This window comes from Mycolicibacterium neoaurum (assembly GCF_036946495.1).
In the GTDB taxonomy this organism is placed as follows: domain Bacteria; phylum Actinomycetota; class Actinomycetes; order Mycobacteriales; family Mycobacteriaceae; genus Mycobacterium; species Mycobacterium neoaurum_B.
This window is the reverse complement of record NZ_JAQIIX010000002.1, coordinates 4033880-4048789: the sequence shown is the minus strand read 5'-3', so window position 1 is coordinate 4048789 and position 14910 is coordinate 4033880. Positions and strand designations below refer to the sequence as shown.

The window sequence follows — 14910 nt, the reverse complement described above, 5'->3', positions numbered from 1 at the left end:
CATTGGCCGAGAAAGAAGAGACGCACGACGAGAAGGACCGCCAGCGGTTCGCCGACCGCGTCCTGAGCATCGTCGAGGACGCCGTCTACTGGGGTATCGCGGTGATCCTGGTGGCCGGAGCGGTGGCCCTGCTGGTCGCCCAGGTCAAGACGATGTTCTCGCTACTGGACGCGCCGACCTCCAACGTCATGCTGGAGCTGCTGGACGGCGTCCTGCTGATCTTCATCTTCGTCGAACTGCTCTACGCGGTACGCACCAGCCTGCGATCCCACGAGATCGCCGTCGAACCGTTTCTGATCGTCGGAATCCTGGCCTGCATCAAGGAGATCGTGGTGCAGTCGGTGGAGGCGGCGAAGCTGGTCGGCCAGGGGCCCGAATTCGCCAGGACCATCGTGCAGACCGGGGTGCTCGGCGCACTCGTACTGGTCCTGGCGATCGCGGCGTGGGTACTGCGGCAACGCCGGCTGGCGGCGCCGCCCGACGAGGACGACTGAGCGGGAATGCCGCTAGTCGACGCTGTTCTCGACCCGGTCCCCCACCGCTGATCCCAGCGCGGCGACCCACCCGGTGATCTGTCGGGCGATGTGCTGATCGGTCAGACCGATCTCGGCGAGGATCTCACCGCGCGACGCGTGCACCTGGAATTCCTGCGGGACGCCGACATCCCGGCATGGCACGTCGATCTCGTTGTGACGCAACGCCGCCGACACCGAGGATCCGATACCACCGTGCAGGCCGTTGTCCTCGACGGTGACCACCAGCTTGTGCGCCTTTGCCATGGCCTGCAACGCCTCGGGCACCGGAAGCACCCAGCGCGGATCGACGACGGTGACGCCGATCCCCTGCTGCTGCAGACGTTGAGCGGCGGCCAGGCCCATCTGGGCGAATGACCCGACCGCGATCAGCAGCACGTCCTCGGTCAGTCCCGGCCCGGGCTTAGAGAGGACATCGACGCCGTCGCGCCGCTCCAACGCCGGAATATCTTCGCCCACAGCACCCTTGGGGAATCGGATCGCGGTCGGACCGTCCTTGACCTCGAGCGCCTCGCCCAGTTCCTCACGCAGCCGTGCCGCATCGCGCGGGGCCGCCACCCGCATCCCTGGCACGATCCCCAGGATCGACATGTCCCAGACGCCGTTGTGACTGGCACCGTCGGGTCCGGTCACGCCGGCGCGGTCGAGCACGATCGTCACGGGCAGATTGTGCAGCGCGACGTCCATCAGCATCTGGTCGAAGGCGCGGTTGAGGAAGGTCGAATACACCGCGACGACCGGGTGCATCCCGCCCATCGCCAGCCCAGCCGCAGACGTCATCGCATGCTGTTCTGCGATACCGACATCGAACAGGCGATCGGGATACTGCTGACCGAAGGCGCTCAACCCCGTGGGCCCGGGCATGGCCGCGGTGATCGCGACGATATCGCGCCGCCTCCGGGCGATACGGATGAGCTCGTCGGAGAACGTTCCGGTCCAGCCGGGGGCCGATTCCGAGGTCGCCAGACCAGTCACCGGATCGATGACACCGCAGGCGTGCATCTGCTCGGCCACATCGGCCTCGGCCGGCGCGTAACCCATGCCCTTGCGGGTGACGACGTGCACGATCACTGGTGCATTGAATCCCCGCGCGTGCCGCAGCGCCGCCTCGACGGCGTGCTCGTCATGACCGTCGATGGGGCCGACGTACTTGAGGCCCAGATCGGTGAACATGGCTTGCGGCTGCAGCGCATCCTTGAGGCCTGCCTTGACGCTGTGCATGCACTGGTAGCAGATCTCACCGATGACCGGGACCCCGCGCACGACATCACGGCCACGCTCGAGGAACTTCTCGTAGCCCGGCTGCAGCTGCAACGCCGCCAGGTGATCGGCAAGGCCACCGATGGTGGGCGCATAACTGCGTCCGTTGTCGTTGACGACGATGACCACCGGGCGGTCGGACCCGGCGATGTTGTTCAGCGCCTCCCAGCACATGCCACCGGTGAGCGCCCCGTCCCCGACGACGGCGACGACATGGCGATTGCGGTGCCCGGACAGCTCGAAGGCCTTGGCCAGCCCGTCGGCGTAGGACAGCGCGGTGCTCGCATGGCTCGACTCGACCCAGTCGTGCTCGCTCTCGGCGCGCGACGGATAACCCGACAACCCGTCCTTCATGCGCAGCTGATCGAAGTCGGCGGCGCGGCCGGTCAGGATCTTGTGGACATAGGACTGATGCCCGGTGTCGAAGATGATCGGGTCGTGTGGCGAGTCGAACACCCGGTGCAGAGCCAGGGTGAGCTCGACGACTCCGAGGTTGGGGCCCAAATGTCCGCCGGTTGCAGCTACCTTGTGAATCAGGAATTCACGGATTTCGCCGGCCAGCTCGGTGAGCTGGGACTGCGACAGGCGCTGTAGATCTGCTGGTCCGCGGATCTGTTTAAGCATCCCGCCAGCTTACCCACGCACCATGGGTCAGTCCTGTCGAGGCTGGTAGATGTCGGGCACTCCGTCATGATCGTCGTCGGCCGTTTCGGCTTCCTGAATTCGGCGGTACGCGGCATTTCTGGTGGCCAGCACCACTGCGGCGACGACCGCCGCGGTGAGCGAACCGGTCAGCACCCCGACCTTGACGAACTCCTCGCGTGTCGCGTCGCTGTAAGCCAAATCACCGATCAGCAACGACACGGTGAAACCGATGCCCGCCAACATCGACACCCCGAGGACGTCGATCCAGCGCAGCGAACTGTCCAGTTCGGCGCGGGTGAGCTTCGACAGCGTCCAGGTGGTCAAGAAGATGCCGATCGGTTTACCCAACACCAGGCCCGCCACGATGCCCAAGGTGATCGGATCCGTCAGCGCACGGGCCAAGCCGGTGAATCCCCCGAGCGCGACGCCCGCGGCGAAGAAGGCGAACACCGGAATAGCGACGCCCGCGGATAACGGGCGGGTCTTGTGCTCGAAGTACTCGGCCATTCCGGAACCGAGGTCCTCACCGGCGCGGGTGACCGATCGGTGCACCGGTACGGCGAACCCGAGCAGCACGCCGGCAACGGTCGCGTGCACACCGGATTCGTGCATCAGCACCCACGTCGCGACCGACAACGGGATCAGGATCCACCAGGCCTTGATGCCCCGTTGCACACAGAGCGCGAACAGTGCCAGCGGGATGAGCGCCGCCGCGAGCGCGCCGATGTCCAGATCATCGGTGTAGAACACCGCGATCACCGTGATGGCCAGCAGATCGTCGACCACCGCCAGGGTCAGCAGGAACATCCGCAGTGCCGACGGCAGATGGGTGGAAATCACCGCGAGCACGGCCACGGCGAACGCGATATCGGTGGCGGTGGGGATCGCCCAGCCGTGCAACGCGCCCTCGCCTCCGCGCCACGCGATGGCGGCGAAGATCAGCGCGGGCGCCGCCATGCCGCCGACGGCTGCGGCGATGGGTAGCGCTGCGCGGCCCGGGTCGCGCAGATCGCCGGCGACGAACTCCCGTTTGAGCTCCAGTCCCACCACGAAGAAGAAGATCGCCAGCAGCCCGTCGGCGGCCCAGTGCCCGATCGACAGAGACAGATGCAACCCGAACGGCTCGGCACCGATCTCGAAGTCCCGCATCGCGAAATAGCGGTCCGCCCATGGTGAGTTGGCCCAGATGATGGCGGCCGCCGCGGCGATGAGCAGGATGACACCGCCGACCGTCTCCTTGCGCAGGATCTCCGAGACCCGTTTGGCCTCCGGCCATGAGCCGAGGGTGAGAAGTCGGCGGTTGTCCATGAAGCTCCCTTGGTCAGCGCGAAATGAACGCCGACCAGACTTCCCGGCACACCGGTACGGAGGTTACCGTGTCAGGCTGCTCGGGAGCCGACGACGGGCGCGTCGATGCTTGCCTCAGGCGCGGCTCGCCGCCCGCCGCGGTAACTGGCCAGATACCGCTCGGCGTCACCGGAAGGGCGTTTTTCGGCCCACAGGCTGGAAACCCCCCTGCGAAGGCCCTTCCGCACGCCGACGACGGCCGCGACAAAAGCACCGACCATCACTGCGGCGGTCGCAATGACCCACGGACTCCGCGCCGCCAGGGCCGCCACGGTCAGGCCGAGGCACAGGAATCCGACAAGCAGGCTGACGTAGCCGACATAGATGACGGTCGTGCCCTTCCACTTCTTCATCGTTCACTCCTCCCGAGATACGCTACGCGTTGCGTAGCGCTACGTATACCGTAGCGCATAATGCAGGAAGGACATTCCCAGGACCGAGAGGACACCATCGATGGCGGATTCCGACGAGGTCGGCAGCCGGATCACCGAAACCGCGCTGCACCTGCTGCGGTCAGCGGGACCCGCAGCGGTGACCATCCAAGCGGTACAGGCCCATTCGGGAATCGCCAAGACCACCATCTACCGCCGACACCAGGACCGGCGCGCCATGCTGCGCCGCGCCCTTTCGGAATTGATGACACCGGCGCCACCACCGCCCCGCGCAGACACCACCGCCCGGCTGCACTGGCTGGTGCGCAACGCCGTCGCCGCAGTCGACGGTGGCATCGGATTCGGCGGCTTCGCCTCACTTCTGACCGACGAAGACCCGGAGTTCAGCGGACTGTTCCGGGAAGCCCTCGGCAACCAACGGGCGGCTTTGATCATCGTCGTCGACGAGCTCAAGTCCGACGGCAGCATCTCGGCCGAAATCGATCCGGATGCGCTCATCGACGCCATCGTCGGCGCGTACGTCGCCGAACGAGCACGCACCGGACGGGTCGACGACTGGGAGGCTCGACTGTTCGACCTGTTGTCGACCGCGCTGCACGTCTGAGCTCAGACCTCCGGTTCGGGGTCCGGGCGGGTCCAGCCCAGGATGATCGCCGGGGTGCAGCCGCCGATGAGCAACGTCGTCAACGCCATCAGGCCGCCCGCATACGCCATGTTGGGATCGGTGCCCCCGGTGATGACAGACCCGAAGACGAGATAGAGCACCGGGATCATGACCAGGTTCTGGGTGACGGTGAGCCCGATCGACCGAGCGCTGTTGCGCTGGGCGATCTCGAACTCGTCCAGAGCGCCCTGCGGCGCGTCGCCGCGACGGCTGGACACGATCTGCATGGCGATCCAGGCCGGGAAGAACACCACGCATGCGGGCAGCCACAGCAGCGGCGCCCAGGAGACCCCGAATGCGCACAGCACGCTGACGCCGAACATCGCCGCGAACGTCACCATGAGGATGCCGCCGAGGATCCGCCTGCGCCGCCTGCTGCGCCAACTCGGCAGCGCGTTCTCCCACACCTGTTCCTGTTTCAGGAACCGCCTGGTCCGGAAGTTCTGGTAGCGCTCGATCACATCCGCTTCAGCCATCGTCAATCGCCTCCCTTGTCGCGTCGGTAGACCTGGCCGGACAACGGTGCGAACTCCGTCCGCGAGAACACCGCTTCCACCGGCAGGTCGAACACATCGCAGATGCGGAACGCGAGATCGAGGCTCGGGTAGTGATCGCCCCGCTCCAGCGCACCGACAGTCTGCGGGTTGACCTCGATGAGAGCCGCCAGGTCGGCCCGGCTCATGCCGCGCTCCGCGCGCAGGACGCGGATGCGGTTGTGGATCGGGAGCGTTTCACCCCGTTTCACCGGACTCATACAAGTTATTGTTAGGAAAACCCAACGCTCCGTCAAGTCGACACAACTATCCGGCGGGTAAGGATCGGCGCCCGGTCGCGCCGCGGGGTCGCCGATCGCGATATCGGGCCTCGTATATGCGCAGGTCGGCGTCGGTGATCGGTTTCGCCCAGACGCTGCCGAACCGTCGCGCACCCGTTCTGAACCCCACGACGGCCGCGGCAAAGGCCACCACCGACACGATGGCGCACACCATGGCGTAATCGCTGCCGACCGCCAGTGCCGCGACGAACAGGCCCAGCGATACGAAGCCGACGAGGAAGAGGACATAGCCGCCGTAGGCGACTGTCGTACCTGAGATCTTTCTCATGAACATTCACCCCGAGGCGGCGAGTACCCACTGACGCGAAATTCACCGCTGCGTTGTCGAGGTTGTCAGAGCCCCGGCGTACCGTCATGGGCATGTTCGAAAGTTTGTTCGACATCGATCCCGGGGCGTCCCAGGCGGAGCTGCGAGACGTCATCGAGCGCTGCGAACGCCTCAAGTCCGCGGCCGCAGCCGCACAGGCGCGCGCGGCAGCCCTGTGGGCGACGGCGCGCCGCAATGCCGATGCCGCCGCTGGGATACCCGCGTCCCGGCGAGGGCGCGGCCTGCCCGCCGAGATCGCACTGGCGCGCCGCGATTCGACCACGAACGGTGACCGGCACCTGGGCCTGGGCAAGGCGCTCGTCCACGAGATGCCCTACACCCTGGCAGCGCTGGAAGCCGGAGTCCTCTCGGAGTGGCGGGCCACGATCATCGTCGCCGAATCCGCGTGTCTGACCGTCGAGAACCGCCGCCGGCTCGACCACGAGATGTGTGCCGAACCCGCCCGGCTCGACGGGCTGGGAAACAAGCGCATCAGGGCCGAGGCCAAGAAGATCGCCTACCGGCTCGATCCGCACGCCGTGGTGGACCGAGCACGCAAAGCGCCCCGGGACAGCACCGTCTCGACCCGCCCTGCGCCGGACAACATGGTCTACGTGACCGCGCTGATGCCGCTGACCCAGGGCATCGCCTGCTACGCCAGCCTCAAACGCGAGGCCGATACCCACCCCGACGGCCGGCCGCGTGGCCAGGTCATGACCGACACCATGTACGCACGCATCACCGGACGCTCGGCCGCGGAGGCGGTGCCGATGACGGTCAACGTGGTGATCTCCGATGAGTCGCTCATCGGCGCAAGCGACGATGCCGCGGTGGTGCAGGATTTCGATCCGATTCCCGCCGAGGTGGCCCGGAAGCTGATCACCGACGCCATCGACGCGCAGGGCTGGGTCGAACTGCGCAGGCTCTACGCGGCACCCGGGACCGGCGCGCTGGTCGCCATGGAATGACGGGCACGCACATTCCCCGACGGGTTGGCCCGATTCATCCGGTTGCGCGACCAGACATGCCGAACACCGTTCTGCGACGCCCCAATTCGCCATATCGATCATGCCGAACCACACCGGCGCGGTGGTCCCACCGACGCCTGCAACGGCCGCGGCTGCTGCGAACGGTGCAACTACACCAAAGAAGCACCCGGTTGGCGCGTCAAGACCTACTTCGACCCGCACGGACGGCACGTCGCCGAGCACACCACCCCGACCGGGGCCGTCTACCGCTCGACCGCACCGCCGATCGCCGGCGGGTTACGCGTTCTCTGCCGTGACGTACACCTCGTCACTATGCGCCGCGCAGCCTGAGTCAGCGCGTCAGCACCGCCACACATTCGACATGGTGGGTCAGCGGGAAAGAGTCGAAAACCCGCAGCGACTCGACGTCGTAGCCGTGACGTCGGTACTCACCGATATCCCGTGCGAACGACGCTGCCTCACAACCGATATGAACGACACGCGGCACACCGGCCAACGCATCGATCACCTCACGGCCGGCACCGGAACGCGGCGGATCGAGCACCGCTACGTCGGGACGGGAACGTTCGGCGGCCACCACCCGGCGTACGGAGTCGGTCACCACCGATACCTGAGGGGCATCCGAGAGTGCCGCCCGCGCCGATCGCGCCGCACCTCGGGAGGTGTCGACGGTGAGCACCCGGCCGGTCTCCCCCACCGCGTCGGCCAGCACCGACGCGAACACCCCGGCACCGCCGTACAGGTCCCACGCCGTGCCGCCCGGCTGCGCACCGGCAACGCTGCCGATCAACTCGCTGTAGGTGCGCGGAGCATCCTTGTGCGCCTGCCAGAACGCCGTCACCGGAACGCGCCACCGCCGACCGCCGATTTTCTGCACGGCCTCGTAGTCGCCCTCCACCACCTGGGTGCTCGCCTTGCGCCCGGTGCGCGGTCCGGCCTGTACGACATGGCGGCGGCCGAGATCGTCGACGGCGATGTGTAGCTGCGCCCCTGGCGGCCAACGCGATCCGTCGAGGCCCTCGAGCATGCCGGCGGGCAGCTGCGCACAATGCAGCGATTCGGCCAACTCGTCGCTGTGATAGCGGTGGAAGCCCGCACGACCGGCGTCCGAGACGTCCAATCGGACCCGGGTGCGCCAACCGGTGACACCACCCGTTCCGACCTCCTCGGCTTCCCCGGACCACTCGAACCCGCCGAGCCTGCTCAGCTGGTTGGCCACCACGTCGCCTTTGAGCCGGCGCGCCGCAGCGGGCTGCACAAAAGCCAGATCGCAACACCCCGAGCCCTCGGTGGAGGCAATGGAGCACAACGAGTCGATTCGGTCGGGCGAGGCCTCGATGACCTCCACAACATCTGCGTGCCAATAGGATCCGCGCTCGGAGACCACACGCACCCGGACGACCTCGCCCGGCAGCGCGTAGCGCACGAACACCACGCGCCCATCGTGGCGGGCGACACAGCTGCCCCCGTTGGCCGCCGGCCCGGTGGTCAGCGTCAGCTCGATCAATCCAGAAATCCTCTGCGTGCATCGCCGGGGGCAGATTGCGGTTGCATGGTCTTGAGCCGCTCCGACGAGTTGAGCTGCCAGGGTACCGAAGTGACCATCACATTCGGCTCGAAGAGCAGCCGACCCTTCAGCCGCAACGCGCTCTGGTTGTGCAGTACCTGTTCCCACCAGTGCCCGACGACGTACTCGGGAATGAACACCGTGACGACCGTGCGCGGCGACTCCCGCGTCACCCGCTTGACGTAATCCAGTACCGGCCTGGTGATTTCGCGGTACGGCGAGGCAATGACCTTCAGCGGCGTGCTGACATCACTCTCCTCCCAGAGGTGCACCAGCTCGCGGGTCTCGGCATCGTCGACACTGACGGTGATCGCCTCCAGCACATCCGGCCGGGTGGCACGCGCGTAGGCCAGTGCGCGGCGGGTGGGCAAGTGCAGTTTGGACACCAGCACCACGGCGTGGTTGCGGCTGGGCAGCACCACGTCCTCGAGTTCGGCTTCCTGCTCGTCGAGTTCGCGCGCCACAGTGTCGTAATGCCTGCGGATCATCTTCATCAAGACGAACAGCGATCCCATGGCCAGGATGGCGATCCATGCACCGGCCATGAACTTGGTGATCACGACGACCACCAGCACGGTGCCGGTGCACAGGCAGCCGACCGCGTTGATCACCCGTGAACGCATCATGTGCCGTCGCACGGCCGGGTCGGTCTCGACCTTGAGGTAGCGCGTCCAGTGCCGCACCATGCCGATCTGGCTGAGCGTGAAGGAGACGAAGACGCCCACGATATAGAGCTGGATCAGGTGGGTGACCTCGGCCTGGAAGGCCACCACGAAGGCGATGGCAGCGAAGGCCAGGAACAGGATCCCGTTGGAGAACGCCAGCCGGTCACCGCGGGTGTGCAGCTGCCGCGGCAGGAAGCGGTCCTGGGCCAGGATCGACCCCAGCACCGGGAATCCGTTGAACGCGGTGTTGGCCGCCAGCACCAGGATCAGCGCGGTCACCCCGGCGATGGCGTACAGGCCGACCGGGAAGTCGTGGAACACCGCGTCGGCGAGCTGGGCGATCAGCGTCTTCTGGTGATATCCCGCCGGGGCCCCCACCAACTGGGTCTCCGGGTGCTCGGCGATCTTCACCCCGGTCTCCTTGGCCAACAGGATGATCCCCATGAACAGCGTGGTGGCGACCGCACCCAACATCAGCAGCGTCGAGGCCGCGTTGCGCGATTTGGGTTTCTGGAAGGCCGGGACACCGTTGCTGATGGCCTCCACACCGGTCAGGGCCGCGCAGCCGGACGAGAACGCCCGCGCCACCAGGAACACCATGGCCACCGCCATCAGGTCGCCGTGCTCGGTTTGCACGTCGAAGGACGCCGACTCCGCGCGCAGCTCGTGACCCAGCACATAGATCTGGAACAGGCCCCACCCCAGCATCACGAAGATCCCGACCATGAAGGCATAGGTGGGGATGGCGAAGGCGGTGCCCGACTCCCGGATGCCGCGCAGGTTCAGCGCCGCGAGCACCAGGATCGCCAGCACCGCGAACAACACCTTGTGCTGGTTGATGAACGGGACCGCCGACCCGATATTGGCCATCGCCGAGGACATCGAGACGGCCACGGTCAGGACGTAGTCGACCAGCAGCGCGCTGGCCACCGTCAGTCCTGCGGTGCCACCCAGGTTGGTGGTCACCACCTCGTAGTCGCCACCACCGGAGGGGTAGGCGTGCACGTTCTGCCGGTAACTGGCGATCACGATCATCATCACCAGCGCGACGGCAAGACCGATCCAGGGGGCGAACGAGTACGCCGCCAAGCCGGCCACCGAGAGCACCAGGAAGATCTCCTCGGGTGCGTAGGCGACCGAGGACAACGCGTCGGAGGCAAACACCGGCAGCGCGATCCGCTTGGGCAACAGCGTGTGGGACAGCTTGTCGCTGCGGAACGGTCTTCCCAGGACCAACCGCCTGGCGGCGGTCGAAAGCTTGGACACGAGTGCCAAGAGTAAGCGCAGCGGCGATTGGCTGTAGCGTTCCGGGTGCGCCGGGACATTGGTGTGTTGGATGTGGCGGTATTCCTGGACGACGGCCAGAGAGGACCGAGTGTGCGGGTAGTGGTGATGGGGTGCGGCCGGGTCGGCGCATCGCTGGCTGACGGCTTGTCCAGGATCGGACATGAGGTGGCCGTGATCGATCGCGATTCCACCGCGTTCAACCGGCTGTCCCCCGAGTTCACCGGCGAGCGCGTGCTCGGCATGGGATTCGACCGGGATGTGCTGCTGCGTGCCGGAATCGAGGAGGCAGGCGCCTTCGCCGCGGTCTCCTCCGGTGACAATTCCAACATCATCTCCGCGCGTGTCGCGCGCGAGACCTTCGGCGTCGAACGCGTCGTGGCGCGCATCTACGACGCCAAACGCGCGGCGGTGTACGAGCGCCTGGGCATCCCCACCGTCGCGACGGTGCCGTGGACCACCGACCGACTGCTCAACGTGCTGACCAGGGAGTCCGAGACCACCAAGTGGCGGGACCCGTCGGGCAACGTCGGCGTGGCCGAGCTGCCCCTGCATCAAGACTGGGCCGGTCATCCGGTCACCGAGCTGGAGACGACCACCGGTGGCCGGGTCGCGTTCCTGCTGCGCATGGGCAGCGGTCTGCTCCCGGACGCCAAGACCATCATCCAGGCCGGTGACCAGGTCTTCATCGCCGCGATCTCCGGTCACATCGCCGAGGCCATGGCGATCTCGGCTCTACCGCCCAGCGAGGACGACGCATGAAGGTGGCCATTGCCGGAGCCGGCGCCGTGGGCCGGTCCATCGCCCGTGAACTCATCGCCAACCACGAGGTCACGTTGCTGGAACGCGATCCCGAGCACATCGACGTCGACGCCATCCCGGCGGCGCACTGGCGCCTCGGCGACGCCTGCGAGTTGAGTCTGCTGGAGTCGGTGCGGCTCGAGGAGTTCGACGTGGTGATCGCCGCCACCGGTGACGACAAGGCCAATGTCGTGTTGAGCCTGCTCGCCAAGACCGAGTTCGCGGTGCCGCGGGTGGTGGCGCGGGTCAACGATCCGCGCAACGAGTGGCTCTTCGACGAGAACTGGGGTGTCGACGTCGCGGTGTCCACCCCCCGCATGCTGGCCTCCCTGGTCGAGGAGGCCGTCGCGGTGGGCGACCTGGTGCGGCTGCTGAGTTTCCGCAAGGGCCAGGCCAACCTGGTGGAGATCACCCTGCCCGACGACACCCCCTGGGGCGGCAAGGCCGTCAAGCGGCTCAATCTGCCGCGTGACGCGTCACTGGTGACCATCCTGCGCGGCCAGCGGGTCATCGTCCCCGAAGGTGACGAGCCGCTGGAGGGTGGCGACGAACTGGTGTTCGTGGCCACCACCGAGGCCGAAGACGATCTGCGCCAGCTACTCCTCCGGCCGCAGGCGCGCTGAGTCCTGCAGCGCCTTCTGCGCGGCGCGGATGGCGAACCAGGTGATGACGGCCGCCACACCGGTCAACGGCCAGCCCATGGCGATCCTGGCCACGCCGAGCATGCCGACATCGTCGGCGTCGTAGAGGTGGCGCTGCACGACGAACCGCGACGCGAAGACCACCGCCCACGCGAAGGTCGCCACATCGAAGGCGAGCACCGCCCGGCGCACCGAGCGCCAGTCCCTACCGTGACCGCTGAACCAACCCCAGGCGTAACCCACCAGCGGTCGGCGGATCACGATCGAGACGGTGAACACCGCGGCATAAACCAGCGACATCCAGATCCCGTAGGCGAAATAGCCGCGTGATTCACCGAGCCACCAGGCGATCAGCGCGCTGATCCCGACACCGATGAAACCGGACACCGCAGGCTGCACCGTCTCACGCCGGATCAACCGCCACACCAGGACGAGCGCCGCCACCCCGAGTGCCGCCCAGATCGCGGGCATCAGACCGAACTTGGTGGATACCGGCACGAACACCAGGACCGGCAGCGAGGAGTAGATCAGGCCGCTGATGCCGCCCATCTGGTCCAGGATCGCCTGGCCGCCCTTCTTGGCGGGTTCCTCGGCGGTGACTTCGGAGGTATCCTCCGTCACTTCTGAATCTCGTAGTGCGGGTTGTAGATCGCCTTCGCGCCGTTGTCGAGCTTGCCGATCCGCCCGTGCACGCGCAGGGTGCGGCCGGTCTCGATGCCGGGGATGCGCCGCTGCCCCAGCCAGACCAGCATCACCGCATCGGTCCCGTCGAAGAGTTCGGCCTTGACGCCCCCGGCGCAGGCCTTGCCGTTGCATTCGACGCTGCGCAGTGTGCCGACCATGGTGACTTCCTGACCGCGCTCGCAGTCGATGGCCTTCTGCGCGCCGGTGCCGGCGGCCTCGTCGCTGAGTTCCTCGACATCGCGTTGCTCGGGATCTTCCGTCAACCGGCGGGTAAGCCGGCGAAGATACCCCTCGGCGGTAGCCATGACCTCTCCCTCACCGCGAATCGTCTTCGATCCGCATACTGACCAACGCCACCGTAGACCTGTTGGTTCCGATTCGCCACGCCGGGCATCGGCGCGGCACGATCGGATGATGACCGTCGACTTGACAGGCGTCACGACCGTTCTGATGGCAGGCACCGGATCCGACGACGACTATGCCTATCGCGCCTTCGCCGAGCCGCTGCACGCCGCGGGCGCGGTGGTGCTCACCCCGGCTCCCGACCCGCTCCGGTTGATCGACGGCTACCTGGCGGCGCTGACCGAGACCGCCGAGGCGGCAGGTCCGATCGCGGTGGGCGGGGTGTCGATCGGCGCGGCCGTCGCTGCGAACTGGGCGTTGGCGCACCCGGACGACACCGTCGCGGTGCTCGCCGCGCTGCCCGCCTGGTCGGGGGACCCCGGTGACGCCGTGGCCGCGCTGGCCGCACGCGCGTCGGCACATCAGCTGCGCACCGAGGGACTGGCGGCGACGATCAGCGCCATGCGGGCGTCGAGCCCGGCCTGGCTGGCCGAGGAGTTGGCTCGGTCATGGACCGGGCAGTGGCCGGGACTACCGAATGCGATGGAGGAGGCCGCCGGGTACGTGGCACCGACGGTCGATGAGCTGCGGACACTGACGGTACCGATGGGCATCGCGGCGGCCATAGACGACCCGATCCATCCCGGCCAGGTCGGCTACGAGTGGGCCGCCGCGGCACCGCGCGCGGCACTGCAGACGGTCACCCTCGACGAGATCGGGGCCGACCCGGCGCGCCTCGGCGCGGCGTGCCTGACCGCGCTGCGCGGGCTCTAGCCGCCGGTGATGGTGCTGCGCATCTGCTGCATCGCGGTGCCTTGCGCGCTGCGCCGCGCCGCCGGTTCCGGCGGGACCTGTCCCTGAGCTTGGGCCTGGGCCTGCTGGGCGGCGGCCTGCTGGGCCGCAGCGGCACGCAGCTGGGCGGCCATCGCCTCCGGCAGCTGCACCGCCAGCGGTGTGCGCACCGGCAATGGTGTGTCACCACGACGAACGACTGTGTCGGCCAACGCTTCTCGGGCTTCGACCGCCAGCGCCTCGACCTTTTCGGGAAGCCCGTTGACGACACAGCGGATCATCCACCGGTAACCGTCGACACCGATGAAACGCACCACGCCAGGCTGCTGCCCCTGCGGAACAGAAGTGCTGGCACCGACGACCTCGCGGCCCCACTTGCCGTCCTCGATGCGCACCTTGGCGCCGTCCTTGCGTAACGACTCGGCCAGCTCGGTGGCCACCTCACGCCACAGCCCCGCCGATTTCGGCGCCGCATACGCCGCAATGGTGAACCGGCCGTTGGGTGTTACCACCCAGACCGAACTCGGGACACCCTGATCGGTGAGCTCGACCTGCACCTGACCGGCAGCCGGCAGCGGGATGAGCACCGAACCGAGGTCCAGGCGCGCCACCGTCGCGGACTCCGGGTCGTCGAAGTCCTCGATGTCGAAGGGGCCGTCGAAATCGTCGTCGTCGTTATCTGTCATCACAAACTCGCATGTCCGCCTGAAGAGCCGTGGCCACCACTGCCACGGGAAGTGTCAGCCAGCCCGGCCTCGTCGAATGACGACACCTCGACCAGCTCCGGAAGCTCGACCCGCTGCACCAACAACTGTGCGATGCGATCTCCGCGTCGCACCGCTATCGGCTGCTGCGGATCGAGATTGATCAACGCCACCTTGATCTCACCACGGTACCCGGCGTCGACGGTTCCTGGACTGTTCACGATCGAAAGACCCACGCGCGTAGCCAATCCCGACCGCGGGTGGATCAGACCGACCATGCCGTGCGGGATGGCCACCGCGATCCCGGTGGGGACCAGGCTGCGATGCCCCGGCTCGAGATCCACATCGACGGCGCTGTACAGATCGACGCCGGCATCACCATCGTGGGCCCGGCTGGGCATCGGAAGGTCGCGATCCAATCGCACGACCGCCAGAGAAGAGGGCACGGGCGCAAAGAT

17 protein-coding genes and 1 pseudogene are annotated in these 14910 nt (G+C 67.3%); 6 read left to right on the top strand and 12 right to left on the bottom strand.

The window, feature by feature from the left end:
* The first annotated feature begins 2 nt into the window (after positions 1 to 2).
* Positions 3 to 494: a phosphate-starvation-inducible PsiE family protein gene (locus PGN27_RS24920; protein ID WP_030135124.1), complete on the top strand. Its 492-nt coding sequence runs from the start codon at positions 3 to 5 to the stop codon at positions 492 to 494.
* 12 nt (positions 495 to 506) lie between these two features.
* On the opposite strand, the gene dxs is transcribed toward PGN27_RS24920, so the two are convergent.
* The 3 genes from dxs to PGN27_RS24905 form a co-directional block, all read right to left on the bottom strand.
* Positions 507 to 2417, bottom strand: coding sequence for a 1-deoxy-D-xylulose-5-phosphate synthase (dxs, locus tag PGN27_RS24915; RefSeq protein ID WP_335328513.1), 1911 nt, complete (start codon positions 2415 to 2417; stop codon positions 507 to 509).
* 27 nt (positions 2418 to 2444) lie between these two features.
* A complete protein-coding gene (gene nhaA, locus PGN27_RS24910; protein ID WP_335328512.1) occupies positions 2445 to 3746 on the bottom strand; it encodes a Na+/H+ antiporter NhaA in 1302 nt (433 codons plus the stop codon).
* 71 nt (positions 3747 to 3817) lie between these two features.
* Positions 3818 to 4138: a hypothetical protein gene (locus tag PGN27_RS24905; RefSeq protein ID WP_335328511.1), complete on the bottom strand. Its 321-nt coding sequence runs from the start codon at positions 4136 to 4138 to the stop codon at positions 3818 to 3820.
* A 100-nt stretch (positions 4139 to 4238) separates the two neighbouring features.
* Here PGN27_RS24905 and PGN27_RS24900 point away from each other — a divergent pair, with 100 nt between their 5' ends.
* Positions 4239 to 4781, top strand: coding sequence for a TetR/AcrR family transcriptional regulator (locus PGN27_RS24900; RefSeq protein ID WP_335328510.1), 543 nt, complete (start codon positions 4239 to 4241; stop codon positions 4779 to 4781).
* Between the two features lie 2 nt (positions 4782 to 4783).
* Here the strand turns inward: PGN27_RS24900 and PGN27_RS24895 are convergent, their stop codons facing one another.
* Genes PGN27_RS24895 through PGN27_RS24885 form a run of 3 tightly spaced genes read right to left on the bottom strand, consistent with a single transcriptional unit; the run spans position 4784 to position 5944 of the window.
* A complete protein-coding gene (locus PGN27_RS24895; protein WP_335328509.1) occupies positions 4784 to 5317 on the bottom strand; it encodes a hypothetical protein in 534 nt (177 codons plus the stop codon).
* Positions 5318 to 5319: 2 nt separating this feature from the next.
* A complete protein-coding gene (locus PGN27_RS24890) occupies positions 5320 to 5595 on the bottom strand; it encodes a helix-turn-helix transcriptional regulator (RefSeq protein ID WP_019511809.1) in 276 nt (91 codons plus the stop codon).
* A gap of 46 nt (positions 5596 to 5641) precedes the next feature.
* On the bottom strand, positions 5642 to 5944 hold the full coding sequence (locus tag PGN27_RS24885; protein ID WP_335328508.1) for a hypothetical protein: 303 nt from the start codon (positions 5942 to 5944) through the stop codon (positions 5642 to 5644).
* Between the two features lie 92 nt (positions 5945 to 6036).
* Here PGN27_RS24885 and PGN27_RS24880 point away from each other — a divergent pair.
* Positions 6037 to 7302 (top strand): annotated as a pseudogene (locus PGN27_RS24880) (HNH endonuclease).
* Position 7303: 1 nt separating this feature from the next.
* Here PGN27_RS24880 and PGN27_RS24875 read toward each other — a convergent pair.
* Both PGN27_RS24875 and PGN27_RS24870 read right to left on the bottom strand, forming a co-directional pair.
* Complete coding sequence (locus tag PGN27_RS24875) at positions 7304 to 8479, bottom strand: class I SAM-dependent RNA methyltransferase (protein WP_335328507.1); 1176 nt, start codon at positions 8477 to 8479, stop codon at positions 7304 to 7306.
* Complete coding sequence (locus tag PGN27_RS24870; RefSeq protein WP_335328506.1) at positions 8476 to 10479, bottom strand: APC family permease; 2004 nt, start codon at positions 10477 to 10479, stop codon at positions 8476 to 8478. The genes PGN27_RS24875 and PGN27_RS24870 overlap by 4 nt, the downstream gene beginning before the upstream one ends.
* Positions 10480 to 10581: 102 nt before the next feature.
* Here PGN27_RS24870 and PGN27_RS24865 point away from each other — a divergent pair, with 102 nt between their 5' ends.
* Positions 10582 to 11250: a potassium channel family protein gene (locus PGN27_RS24865; protein ID WP_335328854.1), complete on the top strand. Its 669-nt coding sequence runs from the start codon at positions 10582 to 10584 to the stop codon at positions 11248 to 11250.
* Positions 11247 to 11912, top strand: a complete 666-nt coding sequence (locus tag PGN27_RS24860; protein WP_335328505.1) for a potassium channel family protein — start codon at positions 11247 to 11249, stop codon at positions 11910 to 11912. Before PGN27_RS24865 ends, PGN27_RS24860 begins: the two co-directional genes overlap by 4 nt.
* On the opposite strand, the gene PGN27_RS24855 is transcribed toward PGN27_RS24860, so the two are convergent.
* Together PGN27_RS24855 and PGN27_RS24850 are read right to left on the bottom strand one after the other, a co-directional pair.
* On the bottom strand, positions 11886 to 12551 hold the full coding sequence (locus PGN27_RS24855; protein ID WP_335328504.1) for a DUF3159 domain-containing protein: 666 nt from the start codon (positions 12549 to 12551) through the stop codon (positions 11886 to 11888). The two genes, PGN27_RS24860 and PGN27_RS24855, sit on opposite strands and share 27 nt — an antisense overlap.
* Complete coding sequence (locus PGN27_RS24850) at positions 12548 to 12919, bottom strand: OB-fold nucleic acid binding domain-containing protein (protein WP_019512968.1); 372 nt, start codon at positions 12917 to 12919, stop codon at positions 12548 to 12550. Before PGN27_RS24850 ends, PGN27_RS24855 begins: the two co-directional genes overlap by 4 nt.
* 109 nt (positions 12920 to 13028) lie before the next feature.
* On the opposite strand from PGN27_RS24850, the gene PGN27_RS24845 reads away from it, so the two are divergent.
* Entirely contained in the window at positions 13029 to 13730 is a 702-nt protein-coding gene (locus PGN27_RS24845) for an alpha/beta hydrolase (RefSeq protein ID WP_335328503.1), read from the top strand.
* Here PGN27_RS24845 and PGN27_RS24840 read toward each other — a convergent pair.
* Together PGN27_RS24840 and dut are read right to left on the bottom strand one after the other, a co-directional pair.
* A complete protein-coding gene (locus tag PGN27_RS24840) occupies positions 13727 to 14434 on the bottom strand; it encodes a DUF3710 domain-containing protein (RefSeq protein WP_335328502.1) in 708 nt (235 codons plus the stop codon). The two genes, PGN27_RS24845 and PGN27_RS24840, sit on opposite strands and share 4 nt — an antisense overlap.
* On the bottom strand, positions 14434 to 14898 hold the full coding sequence (dut, locus tag PGN27_RS24835) for a dUTP diphosphatase (RefSeq protein WP_335328501.1): 465 nt from the start codon (positions 14896 to 14898) through the stop codon (positions 14434 to 14436). The genes PGN27_RS24840 and dut overlap by 1 nt, the downstream gene beginning before the upstream one ends.
* Between the last annotated feature and the right edge of the window lie 12 nt (positions 14899 to 14910).

Bases quoted from the DNA above. Each gene is read 5' to 3' on its own strand.
- PGN27_RS24900 (WP_335328510.1), top strand. From the start codon at position 4,239: ATGGCGGATTCCGACGAGGTCGGCAGCCGGATCACCGAAACCGCGCTG.
- nhaA (WP_335328512.1), bottom strand. From the start codon at position 3,746: ATGGACAACCGCCGACTTCTCACCCTCGGCTCATGGCCGGAGGCCAAA.
- PGN27_RS24845 (WP_335328503.1), top strand. From the start codon at position 13,029: ATGACCGTCGACTTGACAGGCGTCACGACCGTTCTGATGGCAGGCACC.
- PGN27_RS24890 (WP_019511809.1), bottom strand. From the start codon at position 5,595: ATGAGTCCGGTGAAACGGGGTGAAACGCTCCCGATCCACAACCGCATC.
- PGN27_RS24860 (WP_335328505.1), top strand. From the start codon at position 11,247: ATGAAGGTGGCCATTGCCGGAGCCGGCGCCGTGGGCCGGTCCATCGCC.
- PGN27_RS24850 (WP_019512968.1), bottom strand. From the start codon at position 12,919: ATGGCTACCGCCGAGGGGTATCTTCGCCGGCTTACCCGCCGGTTGACG.
- PGN27_RS24840 (WP_335328502.1), bottom strand. From the start codon at position 14,434: ATGACAGATAACGACGACGACGATTTCGACGGCCCCTTCGACATCGAG.
- PGN27_RS24895 (WP_335328509.1), bottom strand. From the start codon at position 5,317: ATGGCTGAAGCGGATGTGATCGAGCGCTACCAGAACTTCCGGACCAGG.
- PGN27_RS24885 (WP_335328508.1), bottom strand. From the start codon at position 5,944: ATGAGAAAGATCTCAGGTACGACAGTCGCCTACGGCGGCTATGTCCTC.
- dxs (WP_335328513.1), bottom strand. From the start codon at position 2,417: ATGCTTAAACAGATCCGCGGACCAGCAGATCTACAGCGCCTGTCGCAG.
- PGN27_RS24905 (WP_335328511.1), bottom strand. From the start codon at position 4,138: ATGAAGAAGTGGAAGGGCACGACCGTCATCTATGTCGGCTACGTCAGC.